The organism is Bradyrhizobium sp. MI1.11, assembly GCF_055811255.1.
In genome coordinates, this window is sequence record NZ_JBVVPM010000010.1 from 185,093 (window position 1) to 201,429 (window position 16,337).

Consider the following 16,337-nt stretch of genomic DNA (forward strand, 5'->3'; position numbering starts at 1 on the left):
CTGATTGAATCGGAAGCGAGCCTCTAGAATTATACTTAGACGCGAGCCGCAGCGCCGGTACTGCCGCGGCTCTGTTCGCCGTTGACGTCGCCGAAACTATAATGGCCTCTGCGAAGATGGTTCGCAGAGGCCGTTATCGGTTGCGTGGCAGCGCCCTGCCGATCAGTTTCCGGCTGGATACGCCACTGGGGCGGTATGCGCCCTGTTCAGCAGGATGCCGACCTCGTCGAGCTCCTGCATCGGCACGTCGATGGTTTCGCCGGCCGGGATGTCGAGGCGGTACCCGACGTAACGGCGGGCCACGATCGCATCGAAGCCGAGGCGGTCGCGGAGTTTCTTGCGCAGCTTGCTGACGTGGCTCTCGATCACGCTCTCGTCGAACGTCGCTTCGAAGATGCCGTAGACCGCGTTGAAGATCTGCGTCTTGGTGACCCACTTGCCGTGGTTGCTGACCATATATTCGAGAATGCGCAGTTCGCGGCGGGGCAGGGTGAGAGCGTGGCCAGCGATCTCGGGGTCACGTCCGTTGAAGAAGACCTGGATCCTGGTCTCGCAGGGCCGCGGCAGTTCCCCGACCCGGCGGCGCGCAATCGCGGCCGTTCGGGCGAGGATCTCGCGGAGGTGAATCGGCACGTGGACGACGTCGTCGACGCCCGATTCGAAGAGCTCCAGCGTGTTCTTGAGCATCTTCTGGCCGCTCATGGCGATGATGGGAGCCGAGGAGCGCTTGCGCATCGCCCGCGGCAGGCTTCCGCGGGTGTCGCAATCCCCGAGGAGGAAGGCGTCCACCGCGGCCAGATCCGATTCACTCGCAGATTGCAGCCAGTCCCAGAATTCTCCGGAGGAGAAGCCGATCGACGATACACCTTCGCGAACGAGCCCTCCGACATAGCTGTTCGTGACGCTCTCGCGATCATCAACGATAATATACATCAGTTTTTCGCCCCTGTTTCGCACTTGTTACGGCCGGTTGGTTGTTGTGATGCCCGGCTCGGCAACTGTGCTGTTTGACGATATTCCTTCCCGCGAACCGTTATTATGGTTTCGATATTCGCGGGCAGCCCTACGCATTCAGTGCCTGCGTCTCGCAGGCCTGCTACTTCGACTCGATACTGAACGCTTACTGCGTGAGGCTCGGCGGGTGTCTTGCGGATCACCTCGCGGAGCGGATTGAGAAAGCGACCTAGAACAGTTGCGCCAAGTTGCTCATGCGTCCGAACGCCACTGTACTTTGTCGATCTCCTCGCTAACTGGCGAGAATCACTTGAGTAGGACCGTAACAATTGCCGATTTCCGATCAAGCGTGCGCAACTAAGCGTTTGCTACACGTGCTTGATGCTGTTGATTCGTTTCGAGTTGTTTCTTTGTATGTTCAATCGCATCAGTTGATTTGGAATTCGAACTAGTTTTGCACCTTGGCGGTTCTAAAGTTCCGCATCCCCGTATGATTACAGCTATTTTGGGCGGTGCTGCGCTTCATGCAGATTGAGGGACTTTCAACCCCGGATTGACCCCCGTCATCGTCTTTCCACGTGCGACAATTCGACTCATGTATGGCGAGGCGACTCCAGCTTGGCGAAATCTTGGCGAGGGTGTGTCTTTCGAGTCGCACTCTCGCCACGTGCGTGACGCGTTTGACTCATGTGACGTCGCACCGCGCGTGATGAAAAGTTTTGGATGCGCACGTTTCAGGCAAGCTTCGGCAAATAACGTCACCGTTCGACAGATCGAACCGAACGGAGCATTCTCGCATGTTGTCCGATGGACAAGCTCGTCCCAACGCGACCGTGGATGTCCCCGCAGCGGCGAAACCGGCTGCGGAGACGCGCGATGCCAAAGACAATGCGGCGCCGACGGCCAAGCCTTCTGCAAATACCAAGCTTTTTGCAAACACCAAGCCTTTTGCAAATACCAATCCTTCCGCGACTACCAAGCCTGCTGCGAACACCAAGCCTGCGCCGGCAGCAGCGAGTGATGAAACTCTGGCGAAAGAGGCGCTCGAGGGTCTGAAGCGTATTCGCGCCAAGGCGCGCCTCGACAAGATGGCAATCCCCAAGCCTACGCCCATCGTGATCAAGCCGGCCGTGATCGTGGCCAAGCCGCCGCCGCCGCGTCCGACATGGGTCGCGCCGCTCGCGACATTGGCGGTCGCTGCGATCCTGGTCGTCTGTGCCTGCACCGGCGTGATCGCCTATTTCGCCATGCAGCCCGCCCAAAACAACGTCGCGGCCAATACTGAGATCAGGAATCTGCGCGAGACTGTGGCACAACTGCGCAGGCAGGTGTCGGGGGTGTCCGACAATCTCGACGGCCTGCGCACCGCGGTCGATCAGTCGAGCAAGGCGACCAATGACCGTTTTGGCCGTTTTGGCGAGAATCTGGATCGCATCGAACGGGTGAGCTCGTCCTCTACGGTGAAGCTCGATAAGCTTGCCCAGGTGCAGGCCCAGGCTCCGGCGCCCGTCGCTTCACAGCCAATGCCGATGATGGCCTCGGCCGCTACGCCCGAGGTCACGGGATCGGTAGCACCGTCCGAGCGCATTTCGGCTCCGCGCAAGACGGTCAAGGGCTGGTCGGTCCGCCAGGCCTATGAGGGGATTGCGATCCTGCAAGGCCCGAACGGCGTCATCGAAGCGGTGCTGGGACAGCAAGTGCCCGGCCTTGGCCGCATCGAGGAGATCAGAAACGAGAACGGACGTCTGGTGGTCGAGTCCAGCGGGGGCGTCATCTATTCGTCACGCAAGGCGACGCCCTGATCGAGGGCCGCCTTCTATTTACGGTGATGCTCGAAACTGGTGCATAGCAGATCGACCTCCGCCTCCGCGATCGGCGCGCGAAACAGGCGGCAGCTGAACTCGGCAGTCGTCCTGCTGTCCGTGGTGCTGCGATCTTCGCGGAGGAAGATGCATCGCTTGCAGACGTCGGTATGGTGCCGCTGTTCGGCTGCGTCCGACTGATCCAGCACGTGGCGGAGCGCGTCGCGGAAGCCGACCTTCGCCTCATCCTCCAGCACGCCGATGGACTCGATGAGGACGTTGACGGGATCGCGCACCAGGAACTTCTTGCCCTGTTGTGTCACGCTCAGCATCACCGACCGCTTGTCCTGGACCGAGCGCTTTCGCTCGAGATAGCCGAGCCGCTCCAGCTCGCCGATGATGAACGAGGCGGTGCCACGCGTGGTGCCGACGTAACTCGCGAGCGCCGACGGCGTCCGGGAAAACCGGTTGGCGCGGGAAAGGAAACGTAGCGCCATCCACTCGCGGTCGCGCAAGCCGTGCTTGGCGCCTTCGAACCACAGGATACGGGCGACCTGTTCCAGCAGTTCGATCGATTCGCGAGCCAAGTTCATTTCACTTCCAGGTCGGATAAATCTTGATTCAATTGAGCTTTTGGTAGCGCAATCCGGGCGGCTGATAATGAAGATCCCGAGGGAAGCGGAACCTTCCGACCGTGGAACTAGAGCGTCACGAAGAAAGTTCGAGTAAATCGCCCGGCTCAACTCTTCTGAAAATTTCAGTCAAATGACCGCGGCTTGCATGCAAATTCCGCTAACGCGGGATGTGCGTGCGGCATGATGTGACATTGCGACCACCGCAAAGCCCATTTGTTGCGCGGTGCGCCTCGAATTGCGCGAGCGGACGGGTCGGCCGCAACTCGGGCAGCGGAAAAGGGGACGGGGGAACCACCGTTTTCGGTTAATGAATGTTGCGTTGCAATGCGGCCAGGCGGTTAAATCGAAATAGGATCGAGCCCGGGAATGCCAGAGTGTCGTCCGTGATCGAGCAAGTGAAGCCGTTCAGCGTCAAGCGCGCAGCATTGGCCGCCACCGTCGGCAACATGCTCGAATTCTACGACTTCATCACCTACAGCTTCTTCGCCATCCAGATCGGCCATACCTTCTTCCCGACGGGAAGCGAGTACGGCAGCCTGATGCTGTCGCTGGCGACCTTCGGCGCCGGCTTCGTAACGCGGCCGATCGGCGGAATCGTGCTCGGGATCTATTCCGACCGGATCGGCCGGCGGCCTGCCATGCTGCTGAGCTTCGCGCTGATGGGGCTATCGATCCTGACCATCGCGCTCACGCCGTCCTATCAATCGATCGGCCTTGCAGCGCCCGTCATCGTGATCGCGGCGCGTATGGCGCAAGGCTTTGCTTTGGGCGGGGAGGTTGGACCGACCACCGCCTATCTGATCGAGATCGCCCCGCCCCAGCATCGCGCGCTGGTGGTGGCCTGGCAGCCGGCGAGCCAGGAGATCGCCGCGACCGCGGGCGCACTCGTCGGCGTCATCCTGAGCAGGACGATGGCGCCAGAGATGCTCGACGCCTATGGCTGGCGGGTGGCGTTTCTGATCGGGGCGGTGTGCCTGCCGTTCGGCGTCTGGATGCGCCGGACGCTGCCCGAGACGATCCCGCAGGCCCAAGCCGGTGTCCGCGCCGTCGAGCACACCAGTCATCTTTCGCAGGCGAGACGGCATCTTGGCGTCATCGGACTTGCACTGATGATCCTGGCAAGCGGCACGATCTCGACCTACGTCACCCAATATATGACGACCTATGCGCAGAACACGCTGCATGTGTCGTCGACACTGGCTTTCGCCGTGTCGCTGGTCAGCAATGGCATCCAGTTTGTCGGTGCGCTGGTCGGGGGCTGGCTGGCAGATCGTCTCGGTCGCAAGCCGGTGATGATCTGGCCGCAGCTCGCAACGCTGCTGCTGACCTACCCGACCTTCCTGTGGATCGTCCATGCGCCCGGCGCGTTGTCGCTCCTGGTTGGTTTCGGTGTCCTGTCCGTCATCGGCTCGCTGCCGTTCACTGCGTTCTACGCGACCTTCATCGAGGCGCTGCCCCAGAACATCCGCGGCGGTGTATTCGCGACCGTCTATGCGGTCGCGATCGCCAGCTTCGGCGGTACGGCGCAGCTCGTAGTCACCTGGCTCCTCCACGTCACCGGCAATCCGCTGGCGCCGGCCTGGTACCTGCTGCTTGCGGCGATCGTCGGACTAGTCGCGATGAGCCTCATGCCCGAGACTGCACCAGTGAAACAGCATCAGAACAAGTCCTGAAAGCGGCGCGCTCGCAGGCTGGTGATTTGCGTTTCGCTGGCAATTATTGGCGAATGCGCGCCTGACAGATCAGGGCCGCACATCAGGAAGGATGAACCCATGAGTATCGAGACCACCATGACATCCGACGTCGTCGGGCTGACCAAGGTCGCCCCTGTCTCGCGCCGCGGGTTCATGAGCGCGACTGCGGCCGTCGCCGCCGGCTACACGCTTGCAGCCGGGCCCGTGCGCGCCGAGGCGATCACGACCGACACCGGCGGCCTCCAGACCGGCGACGCCAAGATCAAGGTCGGCTCCGAGCAGATGCCTGCGTATTTTGCCCGCCCCGCCGGCAACACCAAGGCGCCGGTGATCATCGTGGCGATGGAGATTTTCGGCCTGCACGAATACATCAAGGACGTGACGCGGCGCCTCGCCAAGCTCGGCGCATTCGCGATCGCGCCCGACTATTACTTTCGCAAGGGCGTCGATTTGACCAAGGTCACCGAGATCAAGGACCTGCTGCCGATCGTCAATGCCAAGCCGGACGCCGAGCTGCTGTCCGATCTCGACGCGACCGTGGCGTGGGCGGGATCGCAAGGCGGCGACACCGGTAAGCTCGGCATCATCGGCTTCTGCCGCGGCGGACGCACCGTGTGGGAATATGCCGCCCACAGCGGCACGCTCAAGGCCGGCGTCGCCTTCTACGGTCCGCCCGTCGATCCAGCCAATCCGCTGTGGCCGAAGAGCCCGATGCAGCTCGCGCCCGAGATGAAGGCACCGGTGCTCGGCCTCTATGGCGGCGCCGATACCGGGATTCCCGTCGCCCAGGTCGAGCAGCTCAAGACAGCCTTGGAGCAGAACAAGAAGACGGCCGAGTTCAAGATCTATCCGGAAGCGCCGCACGGCTTCCATGCCGACTACCGCGGCAGCTACCGCAAGGACGCCGCCGAAGATGCCTGGAAGCAGGCCCAGGCCTGGTTCAAGAAATATGGCGTGTTGAGCTGAGGTCGAAGCATGATCCTCGTTCCCCCGCTTGCCACAACGCCTCTAGGGCGTGACGGTAGGTCGGATAAGCAAGCGTGACGCCGAGCTCGCGCTTCATTTTCGCGTTGGAGACGCGGGCGCTGCTGGCATAGAAGCTGCGGGCCATCGCCGACATCTCGGCGGTCTCGAACGGCTCTTCCGGCGGCGGTGCAACGTTCATCAGCTTCGCCGCGTAAGCGATCACGTCCTGCGGCGGCGCCGGCTCGTCGTCACAGACGTTCCAGATGCCGCCGCTCGGGTGATGAATCGCGGCCATGATCGCGCTTGCGATGTCGTCGACGTGGATGCGGTTGAACACCTGTCCCGGCTTGATGATGCGCCGGGCCGTTCCAGCGCGCAGCGTCACCAGTGCGTTACGGCCGGGGCCATAGATACCCGCAAGCCGCAGGATCGCGGCGTCGCCACCGGTCGTGTCGGTCCATGCCTGTTCCGCCGCGACCCGCATGCGCGTGCGGTCGAGGCCGGCCTGCGGCGGCGTGCTCTCGTCGACCCAGCCGCCGGCGTGATCACCATACACGCCGATCGTGGAGAGATAGATGATCCTGCGGTGGCGGTCCGCCGCCAGCACGTCCGAGAAGGTCGCGATGGCAGGATCGCCGGCGCTGCCAGGTGGGATCGATATGAGAAGGACGTGGGCGTCTCTCATACGTTCGACCGTCTCGCGTGCCGGACTGCTCCCGGAGAAGGCGTGTACCTCGATGCCGGCGAGGTCGCCCCGCTGCGCGGGATCGCGCACCGTGCCGGCGATATGCGAGAAGCCGCCACCGAACAGGCGGACGAAGTGCCGGGCACTGTAGCCGAGACCAAGGATAAAGAGCCGCATACGTCTTCCTTGCAGGTCGGAGTTCCCGTCCGCGCCGCAGCGCGCCCTCCGCTCATAAGAGATTTTTGGGTCCGGCAAAAGATATTGCGATTTGTCCCGCCCGCCTGTGCAGGCGATGGTCGCTCGTCGGAGGGACGCATCGAACATGCAGGCAGAAGCGCCCGCCATAATGGTATCTGACGCGGCTGAGCTGGTCCGCCGCGCCGCCGCGCTGATCTTCGATGTCGACGGCACGTTGGCCGAGACCGAAGAGCTGCATCGGCAGGCCTTCAACCATGCCTTCGCCCGCCACGGTCTCGACTGGCAGTGGGACCGGGCCGTCTACAAGGACCTGCTGCGGGTCACCGGCGGCAAGGAACGGATCCGCGCCCACCATGAAAGGCTGAGGATCGCCGCGCCATTATCGGATGTGGACATCGCGGAACTCCACCGCATCAAGACTGCGCATTTTGCCGAACTGGTCGAGACCGGCTGCTGCCCCTTACGGCCCGGGGTGACGGATCTGTTCGCTGCTGCCAAGGCGCGCGGCCAGCGGCTCGCGATCGCGACGACCACGTCACACGGCAATATCGATGCGCTGCTGTCGCGGGCCTTGGGAAAAAGCTGGGCCGCGGATTTTGATGCGATCGTGGCCGGGGATGACGTGCGGCATAAAAAGCCTGCGCCGGATGTCTATTTCGAGATCCTGGCGCGGCTGAAGCTCAACGCGTCCGACTGCATCGCGATCGAGGATTCCGCCAACGGCCTGATCGCGGCCTCACGAGCGAACATTCCCGTGCTCATCACCAGAAGCATGTTCTTCCGGGACGACGATTTTAGCCAGGCGCGGGTCGTGCTGGATGATCTGTCCGGGCTCGGGTGAGGCCAAAACAAAAAAACTGAAAAACAACCCCATGCACAGTAGAATGTGCCTGCGGGCCGGACGCCCTCAATGGACGCGGTGGCTCGCTCTATCGTCCTCAGCTTGCTCGACAATCTGCGCGATCGGGCTCGACTGGTGGTGCACCAGGCGCCAGTCGTTGCCGACGCGCCGGAAATGGTTGGCCGCAGCCAATGCCGTGCCGTCGACGATCTCGATGCAGAGCACGCGCGCGCTGTCGCCATCGACGATGGCCTGCGGTTCCGCGCACACGATCTGCGGCCGTTCCGGGCTCTGCAGGATATCGCGCCAGCTTCCGATCACCGTGGCCCGGCCGATGATGGCCGGCCAGCCGGGATGAATGCAGGAAATGGCGTCATCGTCCGCCCACATCCGCTCCATTTCGTCGAAATCGCCGGTCGAAAAGGCGGCGTAGAACGCTGCGTTCGCCGCGATCACCTTGCTGTCCTTTGCCATGCCTCTCGGGTGGGGCAATGACAGACAAAAATCAAGCAAGACTTCCGTCGACTTTCCGTTCGATCTGGACCGCAATGCAGCATTGCTGCCCGTTTTGTGGTCACGCCGAGACCAGAGTCTCCACCGCACGCCGCGCGCCATCCTGGTAGAGTCGGCCGAGTGCTCCGGTCACGGCCTCGCGCAGGCGCGGCTCCGCGCCCAGCGACCCGAACACTTTTCCGACGCCGAGCAGCGCAGGCGCCAATCGTTCGGCGACGGGACCTGCCTCGCGCGCCAAGCCAGCGAATTCGGCGGCGAGCGGATCGCGCACGTCGATGGTGCGGCCGTTCTCGTCGAGGCCGGTGACGTAGCGCATCCAGCCGGCCACCGCGAGCGCATGCGTCGCGATCGGCAGGTTGCTGGTGAGACGATCCTGGATCGCGCCGAGCAGGCGCTGCGGCAGCTTTTGCGAGCCATCCATCGCGATCTGCCAGGTGCGGTGATGCAGCGCCGGATTGGCGAAGCGCTTGAGCAGCGAGGCGCGATAGGCGGCCAGGTCTGCGCCGGTAGGCATCGTCAGCGTCACCGCGGCCTCTTCCATCACCTGCGCGGCGAGGCGCGCGAAATGCGGATCCTGCATGGTGTCGGCGATGGTCTCGTGGCCGGCGAGATAGCCGAGATAGGCCAGCGCCGAATGGCTGGCGTTGAGCAGCCGCAGCTTCATCAACTCGAACGGCTTGACGTCACTGACGAGCTCGACACCCGCTGCGGCAAGATCGGGCCGGCCCGCCGTAAAGCGATCCTCGACTACCCATTGCGTGAACGGCTCGGTCATGACGGGCCATGCGTCGCGCAAACCGAGCGCCGACGAAACCGCGTCGCGGTCACCATCCGTCGTCTCCGGCACGATGCGGTCGACCATGGTCGAGGGGAAGGCCGCCGTATCTGCGATCCACTTGCCGAGATCCTTCGAGCGCAGCGCGGCGAATTGCGTCACGATCCGCTGCACGGTGTGGCCGTTGGCGGCGAGGTTGTCGCAGCTCAGCACGGTGAAAGGCGGCGCGCCCAGGGCCCGCCGGCGCGCCAGCGCAGCGACGATGAAGCCGGGAGCCGAGCGCGGCGCGTCGAAATTGTTGAGGTCGTGCACGACATCAGGATGCCTCTCGTCGAGATCGCCGGTCTGCGGCGTGTGGCAATAGCCTTTTTCGGTGACGGTGAGGGAGACGATGCGAATGGCGGGATCGGCCATTCGCTCGACCAATCGTGCCGGGCTTTCGCGCGCGACCCCGCTGTCGAGCAGCGCACCGATGATGCGGTGTTCGGTGCCTTCGGCTGCACGGACGGCAACCGTGTAGAGATGATCCTGCGGGGCGAGGGCGTCGCGTGTGTCAGGGCTGCGCAAGCTTGCGCCGACGATGCCCCACGAGGTGGCGCCGGCCGCAAGGCAATCGTCGATGACCACGGCCTGGTGGGCGCGATGAAACGCGCCAAGGCCGAGATGCACGATGCCGGGCGTGACCCGCGAACGGTCGTAGGCCGGGCGGCGGATGCCTTGTGGCAGCCGGTCGAGATTGGCGCGGCCAAGGCGCGTTGGATCAGGGCGCATGGTCGTCTCTCCCCTTGTTTGGCCGCTGCTTGACATGGCGCCTGTCCTCGGTCAATGCTGCGGTCAATTGGTAAGACCAATTTCCCAAAATTGGCGGGCCGCGGGCAGCGAGAGCTGCCGGCATGACCCTTTCGGGAGGACCAGCGTGCCGCTGGAAGCTGTGGAGGCGAGACGGCTTTATCGCCAGGTCGCCGATCAATTGCGAAGCCTGATCGACAGCGGCGAGTACGCGGTCGGCAGCCGCTTGCCGACCGAGCGCGAACTCGCCGAGCAGCTCAAGATATCCAGGCCGACGGTGCGCGAAGCCCTGATCGCGCTCGAAGTCGAGGGCCGCCTTCGTATCCGCGTCGGTTCCGGCATCTATGTGATCGAGCCCGCGGCGGTTGCGGCGACCGCGCCTGCTTCTGTCATCGAGGGCCCGTTCGAGCTGCTGCGCGCCCGCGAGTTCCTGGAAAGTGCTATCGCCGAAGAAGCGGCGCGCGTGGCGACGAAGGACGACGTTGCCCGCATCGATGCGTCCCTTGTCGCGATGGAGAATGTAGAACATCCCGGCGAAGCCTCGATGGTCCACGACCGCGCGTTCCACGTCGCGATCGCCGGAAGCCTCGGCAATGCCGTTCTGGTGCGTGTGGTCGGCGAGTTGTTCGACCAGCGCCTCAATCCCTATTTCGCGCAGCTTGCGCATTATTTCGAGAGCCCGGGCACGTGGCGCACTGCGCTCGACGAGCATCGCGCGGTGCGCGACGCGATCGCGGCGCACGATCCCGGGGCCGCGCGCGATGCGATGCGCGATCATCTCGCGAGATCCCAGGAGCGCTTTGCGCAGAACTTCGGCGCCGAGAAGGTGGCAGGACCGTCGTCCGGGCGGGTGGCGCGATCGACGGCAAAGCCGTCAAGACCGCAACGTGCGCCGAAGAAGAAGCGAGTCACGAGCAGCAGCGCGCGACCGCGATGAGATTGTGCGGCCCGCACCCGCGTCGGGGGCGGGCGGACAAGAAGCAGATTTAAAAGAAGCAGACTTGAAAAATGGAGGAAAAGTCAGTGTTGAAAAAGATGACAATGGTGCTGGCGGTCTCGGCCGCGGCGATGATTGCGACGACTGGCGCCGGCATGGCGCAGACCAAGCTCAAATGGGCCCATGTCTACGAGACCTCGGAGCCCTTCCACGCCGCCTCAGTGTGGGCCGCGCAGGAAATCGGCAAGCGCACCAATGGGCGTTATGCGATCGACGTCTATCCGGCGTCGCAGCTCGGCAAGGAAGCCGACATCAACCAGGGCCTTTCCCTCGGTTCGGTCGATATCATCATCTCCGGCTCGAGTTTTGCCGCGAAGAGCTTTCCGCCGATCGGCGTGACCTATTATCCCTACACCTTCCGCGATGCCGATCATCTGCTCGCCTACACCAAGAGCGACATCTTCAAGGAACTCACCAAGGGTTACGAGGACAAGAGCGGCCACCACATCCTCGCGGTGACCTATTACGGCGTGCGCCAGACTTCGTCGAACAAGCCGATCAAGACCTGTGCCGATCTCAAGGGCCTCAAGATGCGCGTGCCCGACGTTCCCGCCTATCTCGCGATGCCGCGCGCCTGCGGCGCCAACACCGCGCCGATCGCGTTTGCCGAAGTCTATCTGGCGCTCCAGAACGGCACCGTCGAGGCCCAGGAGAATCCGCTGACCACGATCGAGGCCAAGAAGTTCTACGAGGTGCAGAAGCACATCGTGCTGACCGGCCATATTGTCGACCATCTCAACACGGTGGTGGCAGGTGCGCTCTGGAAGAAGCTCAGCGACGAGGACAAGAAGATATTCACCGATGTCGCGCAGGAGGCCGCCGCCAAGGCGACCGAGGAGATCAAGCAGAATGAGGCCAAGCTGGTTGCCTTCTTCAAGGAGAAGGGCCTGACCGTGACCGAGGTCGACAAGAACGAGTTCCGCGACACCGTTCTGAAGAACGTCGCGTTCGAGACGTTTGGCTATCGCAAGGCCGACTGGGAACGCATTCAGGCGGTGAAATGACGACGTAGTCGTCATCCCGGGGCGGTCCGCAGGACCGAACTACGGTGCGCAATCGCGCACCTGAGAATCTCGAGGTTCCGGGTCTGGTGCTAACGCACCATCCCGGAACGACGTGATCAGTTTGAGGAGCACACCCATGTCCACCGCCGAAACGCACCGGCAGATCACCGCGGACGAGATCGCCCATACCTTTGAGGAGGAGGCGACACCCAAGGTCGATCTCGGCGTCTACGCTTTCGAGGACTGGGTGGCGCTGGCGATCTTCTGGGTGATGGCGCTCGCCGTCTTCCTGCAGTTCTTCACCCGCTACGTGCTTAACGACAGCTATGCCTGGACTGAGGAGATCGCGACCTACTGCCTGATCGGCGTGGTCTTCATCGGCTCCTCGATGTGCGTGCGGCTGTCGCGGCACATCCAGGTCGATCTGATCTACCGCTATCTGCCGCATGTCGCGGCGCGCGCTTTGTCGACTGTCATTGATCTGATCCGGATCGTCTTCTTCGGCTATGCCATCAAGCTGGTCTGGGTCTACATCCAGATCATCGGCGACGAGTCCATGACCACGATCAATCTTCCCAAGGACTACGTCTATTACGCCGTGCTTGCCGGCTTTGTGCTGATGTTCGTCCGCTCGGTGCAGGTGGCCATCCAACATTTGCGGCAGGGCTACTCGATCCTCGAACGTCCCGGCGCCTACGACGGTTTTGAAGGGTAATCCCATGTTGCTGTTGCTTGGAGGCTTTCTTATCCTGATGCTGCTCGGCGTGCCCGTGGCGATCGCCATGGCTGCGTCGTCGCTGCTCTACATCCTGGTCAGCGGGGTGACGCCCGACGTCACGCTGGCGCAGCGCATGATCGCCGGCGTCGAGAGCTTTCCGCTGCTTGCCGTGCCGTTCTTCATCCTGGCCGGCAATCTCATGAACATTGCCGGCGTCACCGGGCGCATCTACAAATTCGCCGTCGCGCTGGTCGGCTGGATGCGCGGTGGCCTCGGTCACGTCAACATCATCGGCTCGGTGATCTTCTCCGGCATGTCCGGCACCGCGATCGCGGATGCTGCCGGCCTTGGCACCATCGAGATCAAGGCGATGAAGGATCACGGTTACACCACGGAATTCTCCGTCGGCGTCACCGCGGCGTCCGCCACGCTCGGCCCGATCATCCCGCCGTCGCTGCCTTTCGTGATCTACGGCATGATGGCGAACGTCTCGATCGGCGCGCTGTTTCTGGGGGGCGTCATTCCAGGCGTCGTGCTGACGCTGCTCATGATGGCCACCGTCACCTACTTCGCGCACAAGAACAAATGGGGCAGCGATACGCCGTTCTCCTGGCCGCAATTGGGATCGGCGGGGCTCGAGATCCTCGTCGTACTGAGCTTCCCGATGGCCGTCTGGCTTCTGACGGTCGCCGGCCTCTCCACCAATTGGGCCGTTGGGATTGGCCTGGTCGCGCTGCTCGCGCTCGACTGGTACTTCGATTTCTCGGCGGTCATGGCCTTGATGGCGCCGGTGATCCTGATCGGCGGCATGACGCTGGGCTGGTTCACGCCGACGGAGGCTGCCGTCGCCGCCGTGATCTGGTCGCTGTTCCTTGGCCTCGTGCGCTACCGCACCATGACGCTGAAGACGGTGGCGAAGGCGACCTTCGACACCATCGAGACCACGGCCTCGGTGCTGTTCATCGTCACCGCTGCCTCGATCTTTGCCTGGCTGCTCACGGTGTCGCAGGCAGCCCAACTGCTGTCGGACTGGATGCTCGGCATCACCCATAATAAATGGGTCTTCCTGGCGTTGGCCAACGTGCTGATCCTGTTCGTCGGCTGCTTCATCGACACCACGGCGGCGATCACCATCCTGGTGCCGATCCTCTTGCCGATCGTGCTCAAGCTCGGCATCGATCCCATCCATTTCGGCCTGATCATGACGCTGAACCTGATGATCGGCCTGTTGCACCCGCCGCTCGGCATGGTGCTATTCGTGCTGGCACGCGTGGCAAAGCTCTCGGTCGAGCGCACCACGGTCGCGATCCTGCCCTGGCTGGTGCCGCTGATGCTCGCGCTGATCGCGATCACCTACATCCCCGAACTGACCCTCTGGCTGCCAAAATACATGGGACTTTCCAAATGACCTCCACAGCTCTCGCCGCAACCCTGTTCGGCCCCGAAGACCTGCGCATGGTCGAGCATCCGCTCGACAAGCTCGCTTCAGGCATGGTGCGCATCCGCTTCGGCGCCGGCGGCATCTGCGGCTCGGACATGCATTACTTCCGCCACGCCCGCACCGGCGATTTCGTCGTGAAGTCGCCGCTGGTACTCGGCCACGAGATCTCGGGCGAGGTCGTGGAGATCTCCGGGTCTGCCGCCAATCTGAAGCTCGGTGACCGCGTCGCCGTCAACCCGTCGCGCTGGTGCGGCCATTGCGTCGCCTGCCGCGAGGGCCGGCCGAATCTGTGCGAGAACATCTACTTCATGGGCTCGGCGTCGAAGACGCCTCACATGCAGGGCGGCTTCGCCAACTACTTCGACGCCATCCCGGCGCAGTGCGTCAAGATTCCCGATCACGTCTCCTATCAGGCCGCGGCGCTGGCCGAGCCGCTCGCGGTCTGCCTGCACGCGGTCGCGCGCGCCGGTAACATCGAGGGCAAACGCGGCATCATCTTCGGTGCCGGCCCGATCGGGCTTCTGACCATGCTCGCCGCGCACCGCGCCGGCATGGCCGACATCACGGTGGCCGACATCGCGCCGGCGCCGCTGGCCTTTGCGATCCGGCTCGGCGCCTCTCACGTCGAGAATGTCGCAGCCGGCGAGGAAGGCCTGAAGGCGCAGGCCGCGTCGCGCCCGTACGATGTCGCTTTCGAAGTGTCAGGCACGGCTGCAGGCCTTGCCAGCGCGATCGGTATCGTCAGGCGCGGCGGCGTTGTGGTGCAGATCGGTAATTTGCCGGGTGGCCAGATTCCGGTGCCGGCGAATGCGGTGATGGCCAAGGAGATTGACCTGCGCGGTTCGTTCCGCTTCGGGCTCGAGTTCATGACGGCGGTGGAGCTGATTGCGGACGGCAGCGTTGACGTGCTGTCGCTGGTCACTGCCGAGCGGCCGCTGTCCACCGCGCCAGACGCGCTACGGCTGGCGCTCGACCGCTCGCAGAGCGTCAAGGTCGTGCTGACCGCGAACTGATTGGAGAGGCCGCATGATGCTCGAAGGATGGCGCTGGTACGGGCCGGACGATCCGGTCTCGCTCGATGATGTCAGGCAGGCCGGCGCGAGCGATATCGTCTCGGCGCTGCATCAGGTGCCGATCGGTGAAGCCTGGACACGCAAGGCGGTCGAGGAGCGCAAGAACTTCATCGAGAACGGGCAGCCCGGCCGCTCGCAGCTGACCTGGTCGGTGGTGGAATCGATTCCGATCCCCGACGACGTCAAGCGTCTCGGGGCTAAGGCAACGCGCTCGATCGAGACGTGGATCGCCAGCCTGGAGGCGGTTGCCGCGGCCGGTATCAAGATCATCTGCTACAATTTCATGCCCGTCGTGGATTGGTGCCGCACCGATCTCGAATGGGAGCTGCCGAACGGCGCCCGTGCCATGCGCTTCGACCAGGACCGTTTCGCCGCCTTCGAGCTGCACATCCTGAAGCGGCCGGCCGCGACCGCCGAGTATTCGCCGGAGCAGCAGGGTCGCGCGAAAAAGCTGTTCGACCAGATGAGCCAGGCCGATATCGATTACCTCGTCATGGTGATCGCCAGCGCGCTGCCGGGCTCGACGACCGAGCCGATGACCATCCCGCAATTCCGCGACCGGCTTGAAACATATCGCGACGTCACGCCAAAAATCCTGCGGCAACATCTCGCCGAGTTTTTGGGCCGCGTCACACCCGTCGCCGAGCAGCTCGGGGTCTCATTGACACTGCATCCGGACGACCCGCCGCGCCCGCTGTTCGGGCTGCCGCGCGTCGCGTCCAGCGCCGATGACTATCAGGCGTTGTTTGATGCCGTACCGTCAAAGGCGAATGGTATCTGCCTGTGCACAGGGTCGCTCGGCGTGCGCGCCGAGAACGATCTTGCCGCGATGGCCGAACGCTTCGGTCCGCGCATTGCCTTTGCGCATCTGCGCGCGACCAAGCGCGAAGCGGATGGTCTGTCCTTTTACGAGTCCGATCATCTCGACGGTGACGTCGACATGGTCGCAGTGCTGAAGGCGCTGCTGAAGGAGAACGCGCGGCGTTCGCCCGACAAGAGGATTGTGTTCCGGCCCGATCACGGCCACCGCATGCTGGACGATCTCGCGGCGACCAAGCGCACCAATCCGGGCTACACCGCGATCGGTCGCCTCCGCGGCCTGGCCGAACTGCGCGGCGCGATCCGCGGGATCGAGCATCAATAGAGGCCAAAACTCTATCCGCACCGTCATTTGGCGGGGCGCCCCCCCAGAAAACAAAACCCCCCCCGGGAAGAAAGGGGTTTTGTGTTGGGGGGGGGGATTAGGGGGTGG

Annotated in this window: 15 protein-coding genes; 10 read left to right on the forward strand and 5 right to left on the reverse strand. The window is 63.4% G+C overall.

All coding sequences use genetic code 11. The annotated features are described in order from the left end of the window. Nucleotides 1–162 precede the first annotated feature (162 nt). On the reverse strand, nucleotides 163–933 hold the full coding sequence (locus tag AC0L30_RS13520; protein WP_007595845.1) for a response regulator transcription factor: 771 nt from the start codon (nucleotides 931–933) through the stop codon (nucleotides 163–165). A gap of 818 nt (nucleotides 934–1,751) precedes the next feature. Here AC0L30_RS13520 and AC0L30_RS13525 point away from each other — a divergent pair. Beyond that, nucleotides 1,752–2,756, forward strand: coding sequence for a hypothetical protein (locus AC0L30_RS13525; RefSeq protein ID WP_219681261.1), 1,005 nt, complete (start codon nucleotides 1,752–1,754; stop codon nucleotides 2,754–2,756). A 14-nt stretch (nucleotides 2,757–2,770) separates the two neighbouring features. On the opposite strand, the gene AC0L30_RS13530 is transcribed toward AC0L30_RS13525, so the two are convergent. Next, nucleotides 2,771–3,349, reverse strand: a complete 579-nt coding sequence (locus tag AC0L30_RS13530; RefSeq protein ID WP_473404451.1) for a MarR family winged helix-turn-helix transcriptional regulator — start codon at nucleotides 3,347–3,349, stop codon at nucleotides 2,771–2,773. Between the two features lie 425 nt (nucleotides 3,350–3,774). On the opposite strand from AC0L30_RS13530, the gene AC0L30_RS13535 reads away from it, so the two are divergent. Further along, nucleotides 3,775–5,064, forward strand: coding sequence for an MFS transporter (locus AC0L30_RS13535; protein ID WP_473404457.1), 1,290 nt, complete (start codon nucleotides 3,775–3,777; stop codon nucleotides 5,062–5,064). A gap of 99 nt (nucleotides 5,065–5,163) precedes the next feature. After that, nucleotides 5,164–6,051, forward strand: a complete 888-nt coding sequence (locus AC0L30_RS13540; protein WP_219681260.1) for a dienelactone hydrolase family protein — start codon at nucleotides 5,164–5,166, stop codon at nucleotides 6,049–6,051. Here AC0L30_RS13540 and AC0L30_RS13545 read toward each other — a convergent pair. Next, on the reverse strand, nucleotides 6,026–6,913 hold the full coding sequence (locus tag AC0L30_RS13545) for an SDR family oxidoreductase (protein ID WP_473404452.1): 888 nt from the start codon (nucleotides 6,911–6,913) through the stop codon (nucleotides 6,026–6,028). The genes AC0L30_RS13540 and AC0L30_RS13545 overlap by 26 nt on opposite strands. A gap of 145 nt (nucleotides 6,914–7,058) precedes the next feature. On the opposite strand from AC0L30_RS13545, the gene AC0L30_RS13550 reads away from it, so the two are divergent. Beyond that, a complete protein-coding gene (locus tag AC0L30_RS13550; RefSeq protein WP_219681255.1) occupies nucleotides 7,059–7,775 on the forward strand; it encodes an HAD family hydrolase in 717 nt (238 codons plus the stop codon). Nucleotides 7,776–7,841: 66 nt separating this feature from the next. Here AC0L30_RS13550 and AC0L30_RS13555 read toward each other — a convergent pair whose 3' ends face one another. Both AC0L30_RS13555 and AC0L30_RS13560 read right to left on the reverse strand, forming a co-directional pair. After that, on the reverse strand, nucleotides 7,842–8,249 hold the full coding sequence (locus tag AC0L30_RS13555; protein ID WP_007595837.1) for a nuclear transport factor 2 family protein: 408 nt from the start codon (nucleotides 8,247–8,249) through the stop codon (nucleotides 7,842–7,844). A 100-nt stretch (nucleotides 8,250–8,349) separates the two neighbouring features. Continuing rightward, on the reverse strand, nucleotides 8,350–9,834 hold the full coding sequence (locus tag AC0L30_RS13560; RefSeq protein ID WP_473404453.1) for a mannitol dehydrogenase family protein: 1,485 nt from the start codon (nucleotides 9,832–9,834) through the stop codon (nucleotides 8,350–8,352). Between the two features lie 145 nt (nucleotides 9,835–9,979). Here AC0L30_RS13560 and AC0L30_RS13565 point away from each other — a divergent pair, with 145 nt between their 5' ends. The 6 genes from AC0L30_RS13565 to uxuA all read left to right on the forward strand — a co-directional run bounded on the left by AC0L30_RS13565 (nucleotide 9,980) and on the right by uxuA (nucleotide 16,229). Further along, nucleotides 9,980–10,789, forward strand: coding sequence for a FadR/GntR family transcriptional regulator (locus tag AC0L30_RS13565; protein WP_007595834.1), 810 nt, complete (start codon nucleotides 9,980–9,982; stop codon nucleotides 10,787–10,789). A 104-nt stretch (nucleotides 10,790–10,893) separates the two neighbouring features. Continuing rightward, complete coding sequence (locus AC0L30_RS13570; RefSeq protein ID WP_473404458.1) at nucleotides 10,894–11,853, forward strand: sialic acid TRAP transporter substrate-binding protein SiaP; 960 nt, start codon at nucleotides 10,894–10,896, stop codon at nucleotides 11,851–11,853. Between the two features lie 136 nt (nucleotides 11,854–11,989). Next, complete coding sequence (locus AC0L30_RS13575; protein WP_473404454.1) at nucleotides 11,990–12,568, forward strand: TRAP transporter small permease; 579 nt, start codon at nucleotides 11,990–11,992, stop codon at nucleotides 12,566–12,568. 4 nt (nucleotides 12,569–12,572) lie between these two features. Next, nucleotides 12,573–13,979 (forward strand): TRAP transporter large permease, encoded by a 1,407-nt coding sequence (locus AC0L30_RS13580; RefSeq protein WP_007595829.1) that lies wholly within the window; start codon nucleotides 12,573–12,575, stop codon nucleotides 13,977–13,979. Next, on the forward strand, nucleotides 13,976–15,025 hold the full coding sequence (locus AC0L30_RS13585; RefSeq protein ID WP_473404455.1) for an L-idonate 5-dehydrogenase: 1,050 nt from the start codon (nucleotides 13,976–13,978) through the stop codon (nucleotides 15,023–15,025). The genes AC0L30_RS13580 and AC0L30_RS13585 overlap by 4 nt, the downstream gene beginning before the upstream one ends. A gap of 13 nt (nucleotides 15,026–15,038) precedes the next feature. Next, a complete protein-coding gene (gene uxuA / locus AC0L30_RS13590; RefSeq protein ID WP_473404456.1) occupies nucleotides 15,039–16,229 on the forward strand; it encodes a mannonate dehydratase in 1,191 nt (396 codons plus the stop codon). Nucleotides 16,230–16,337: the final 108 nt, after the last annotated feature.

Coding starts and splice junctions, on each gene's coding strand:
- AC0L30_RS13520 (WP_007595845.1), bottom strand. CDS start 933: ATGTATATTATCGTTGATGATCGCGAGAGCGTCACGAACAGCTATGTC.
- AC0L30_RS13525 (WP_219681261.1), top strand. CDS start 1,752: ATGTTGTCCGATGGACAAGCTCGTCCCAACGCGACCGTGGATGTCCCC.
- AC0L30_RS13530 (WP_473404451.1), bottom strand. CDS start 3,349: ATGAACTTGGCTCGCGAATCGATCGAACTGCTGGAACAGGTCGCCCGT.
- AC0L30_RS13540 (WP_219681260.1), top strand. CDS start 5,164: ATGAGTATCGAGACCACCATGACATCCGACGTCGTCGGGCTGACCAAG.
- AC0L30_RS13545 (WP_473404452.1), bottom strand. CDS start 6,913: ATGCGGCTCTTTATCCTTGGTCTCGGCTACAGTGCCCGGCACTTCGTC.
- AC0L30_RS13550 (WP_219681255.1), top strand. CDS start 7,059: ATGCAGGCAGAAGCGCCCGCCATAATGGTATCTGACGCGGCTGAGCTG.
- AC0L30_RS13555 (WP_007595837.1), bottom strand. CDS start 8,249: ATGGCAAAGGACAGCAAGGTGATCGCGGCGAACGCAGCGTTCTACGCC.
- AC0L30_RS13560 (WP_473404453.1), bottom strand. CDS start 9,834: ATGCGCCCTGATCCAACGCGCCTTGGCCGCGCCAATCTCGACCGGCTG.
- AC0L30_RS13570 (WP_473404458.1), top strand. CDS start 10,894: ATGGTGCTGGCGGTCTCGGCCGCGGCGATGATTGCGACGACTGGCGCC.
- AC0L30_RS13575 (WP_473404454.1), top strand. CDS start 11,990: ATGTCCACCGCCGAAACGCACCGGCAGATCACCGCGGACGAGATCGCC.
- AC0L30_RS13580 (WP_007595829.1), top strand. CDS start 12,573: ATGTTGCTGTTGCTTGGAGGCTTTCTTATCCTGATGCTGCTCGGCGTG.
- AC0L30_RS13585 (WP_473404455.1), top strand. CDS start 13,976: ATGACCTCCACAGCTCTCGCCGCAACCCTGTTCGGCCCCGAAGACCTG.
- uxuA (WP_473404456.1), top strand. CDS start 15,039: ATGATGCTCGAAGGATGGCGCTGGTACGGGCCGGACGATCCGGTCTCG.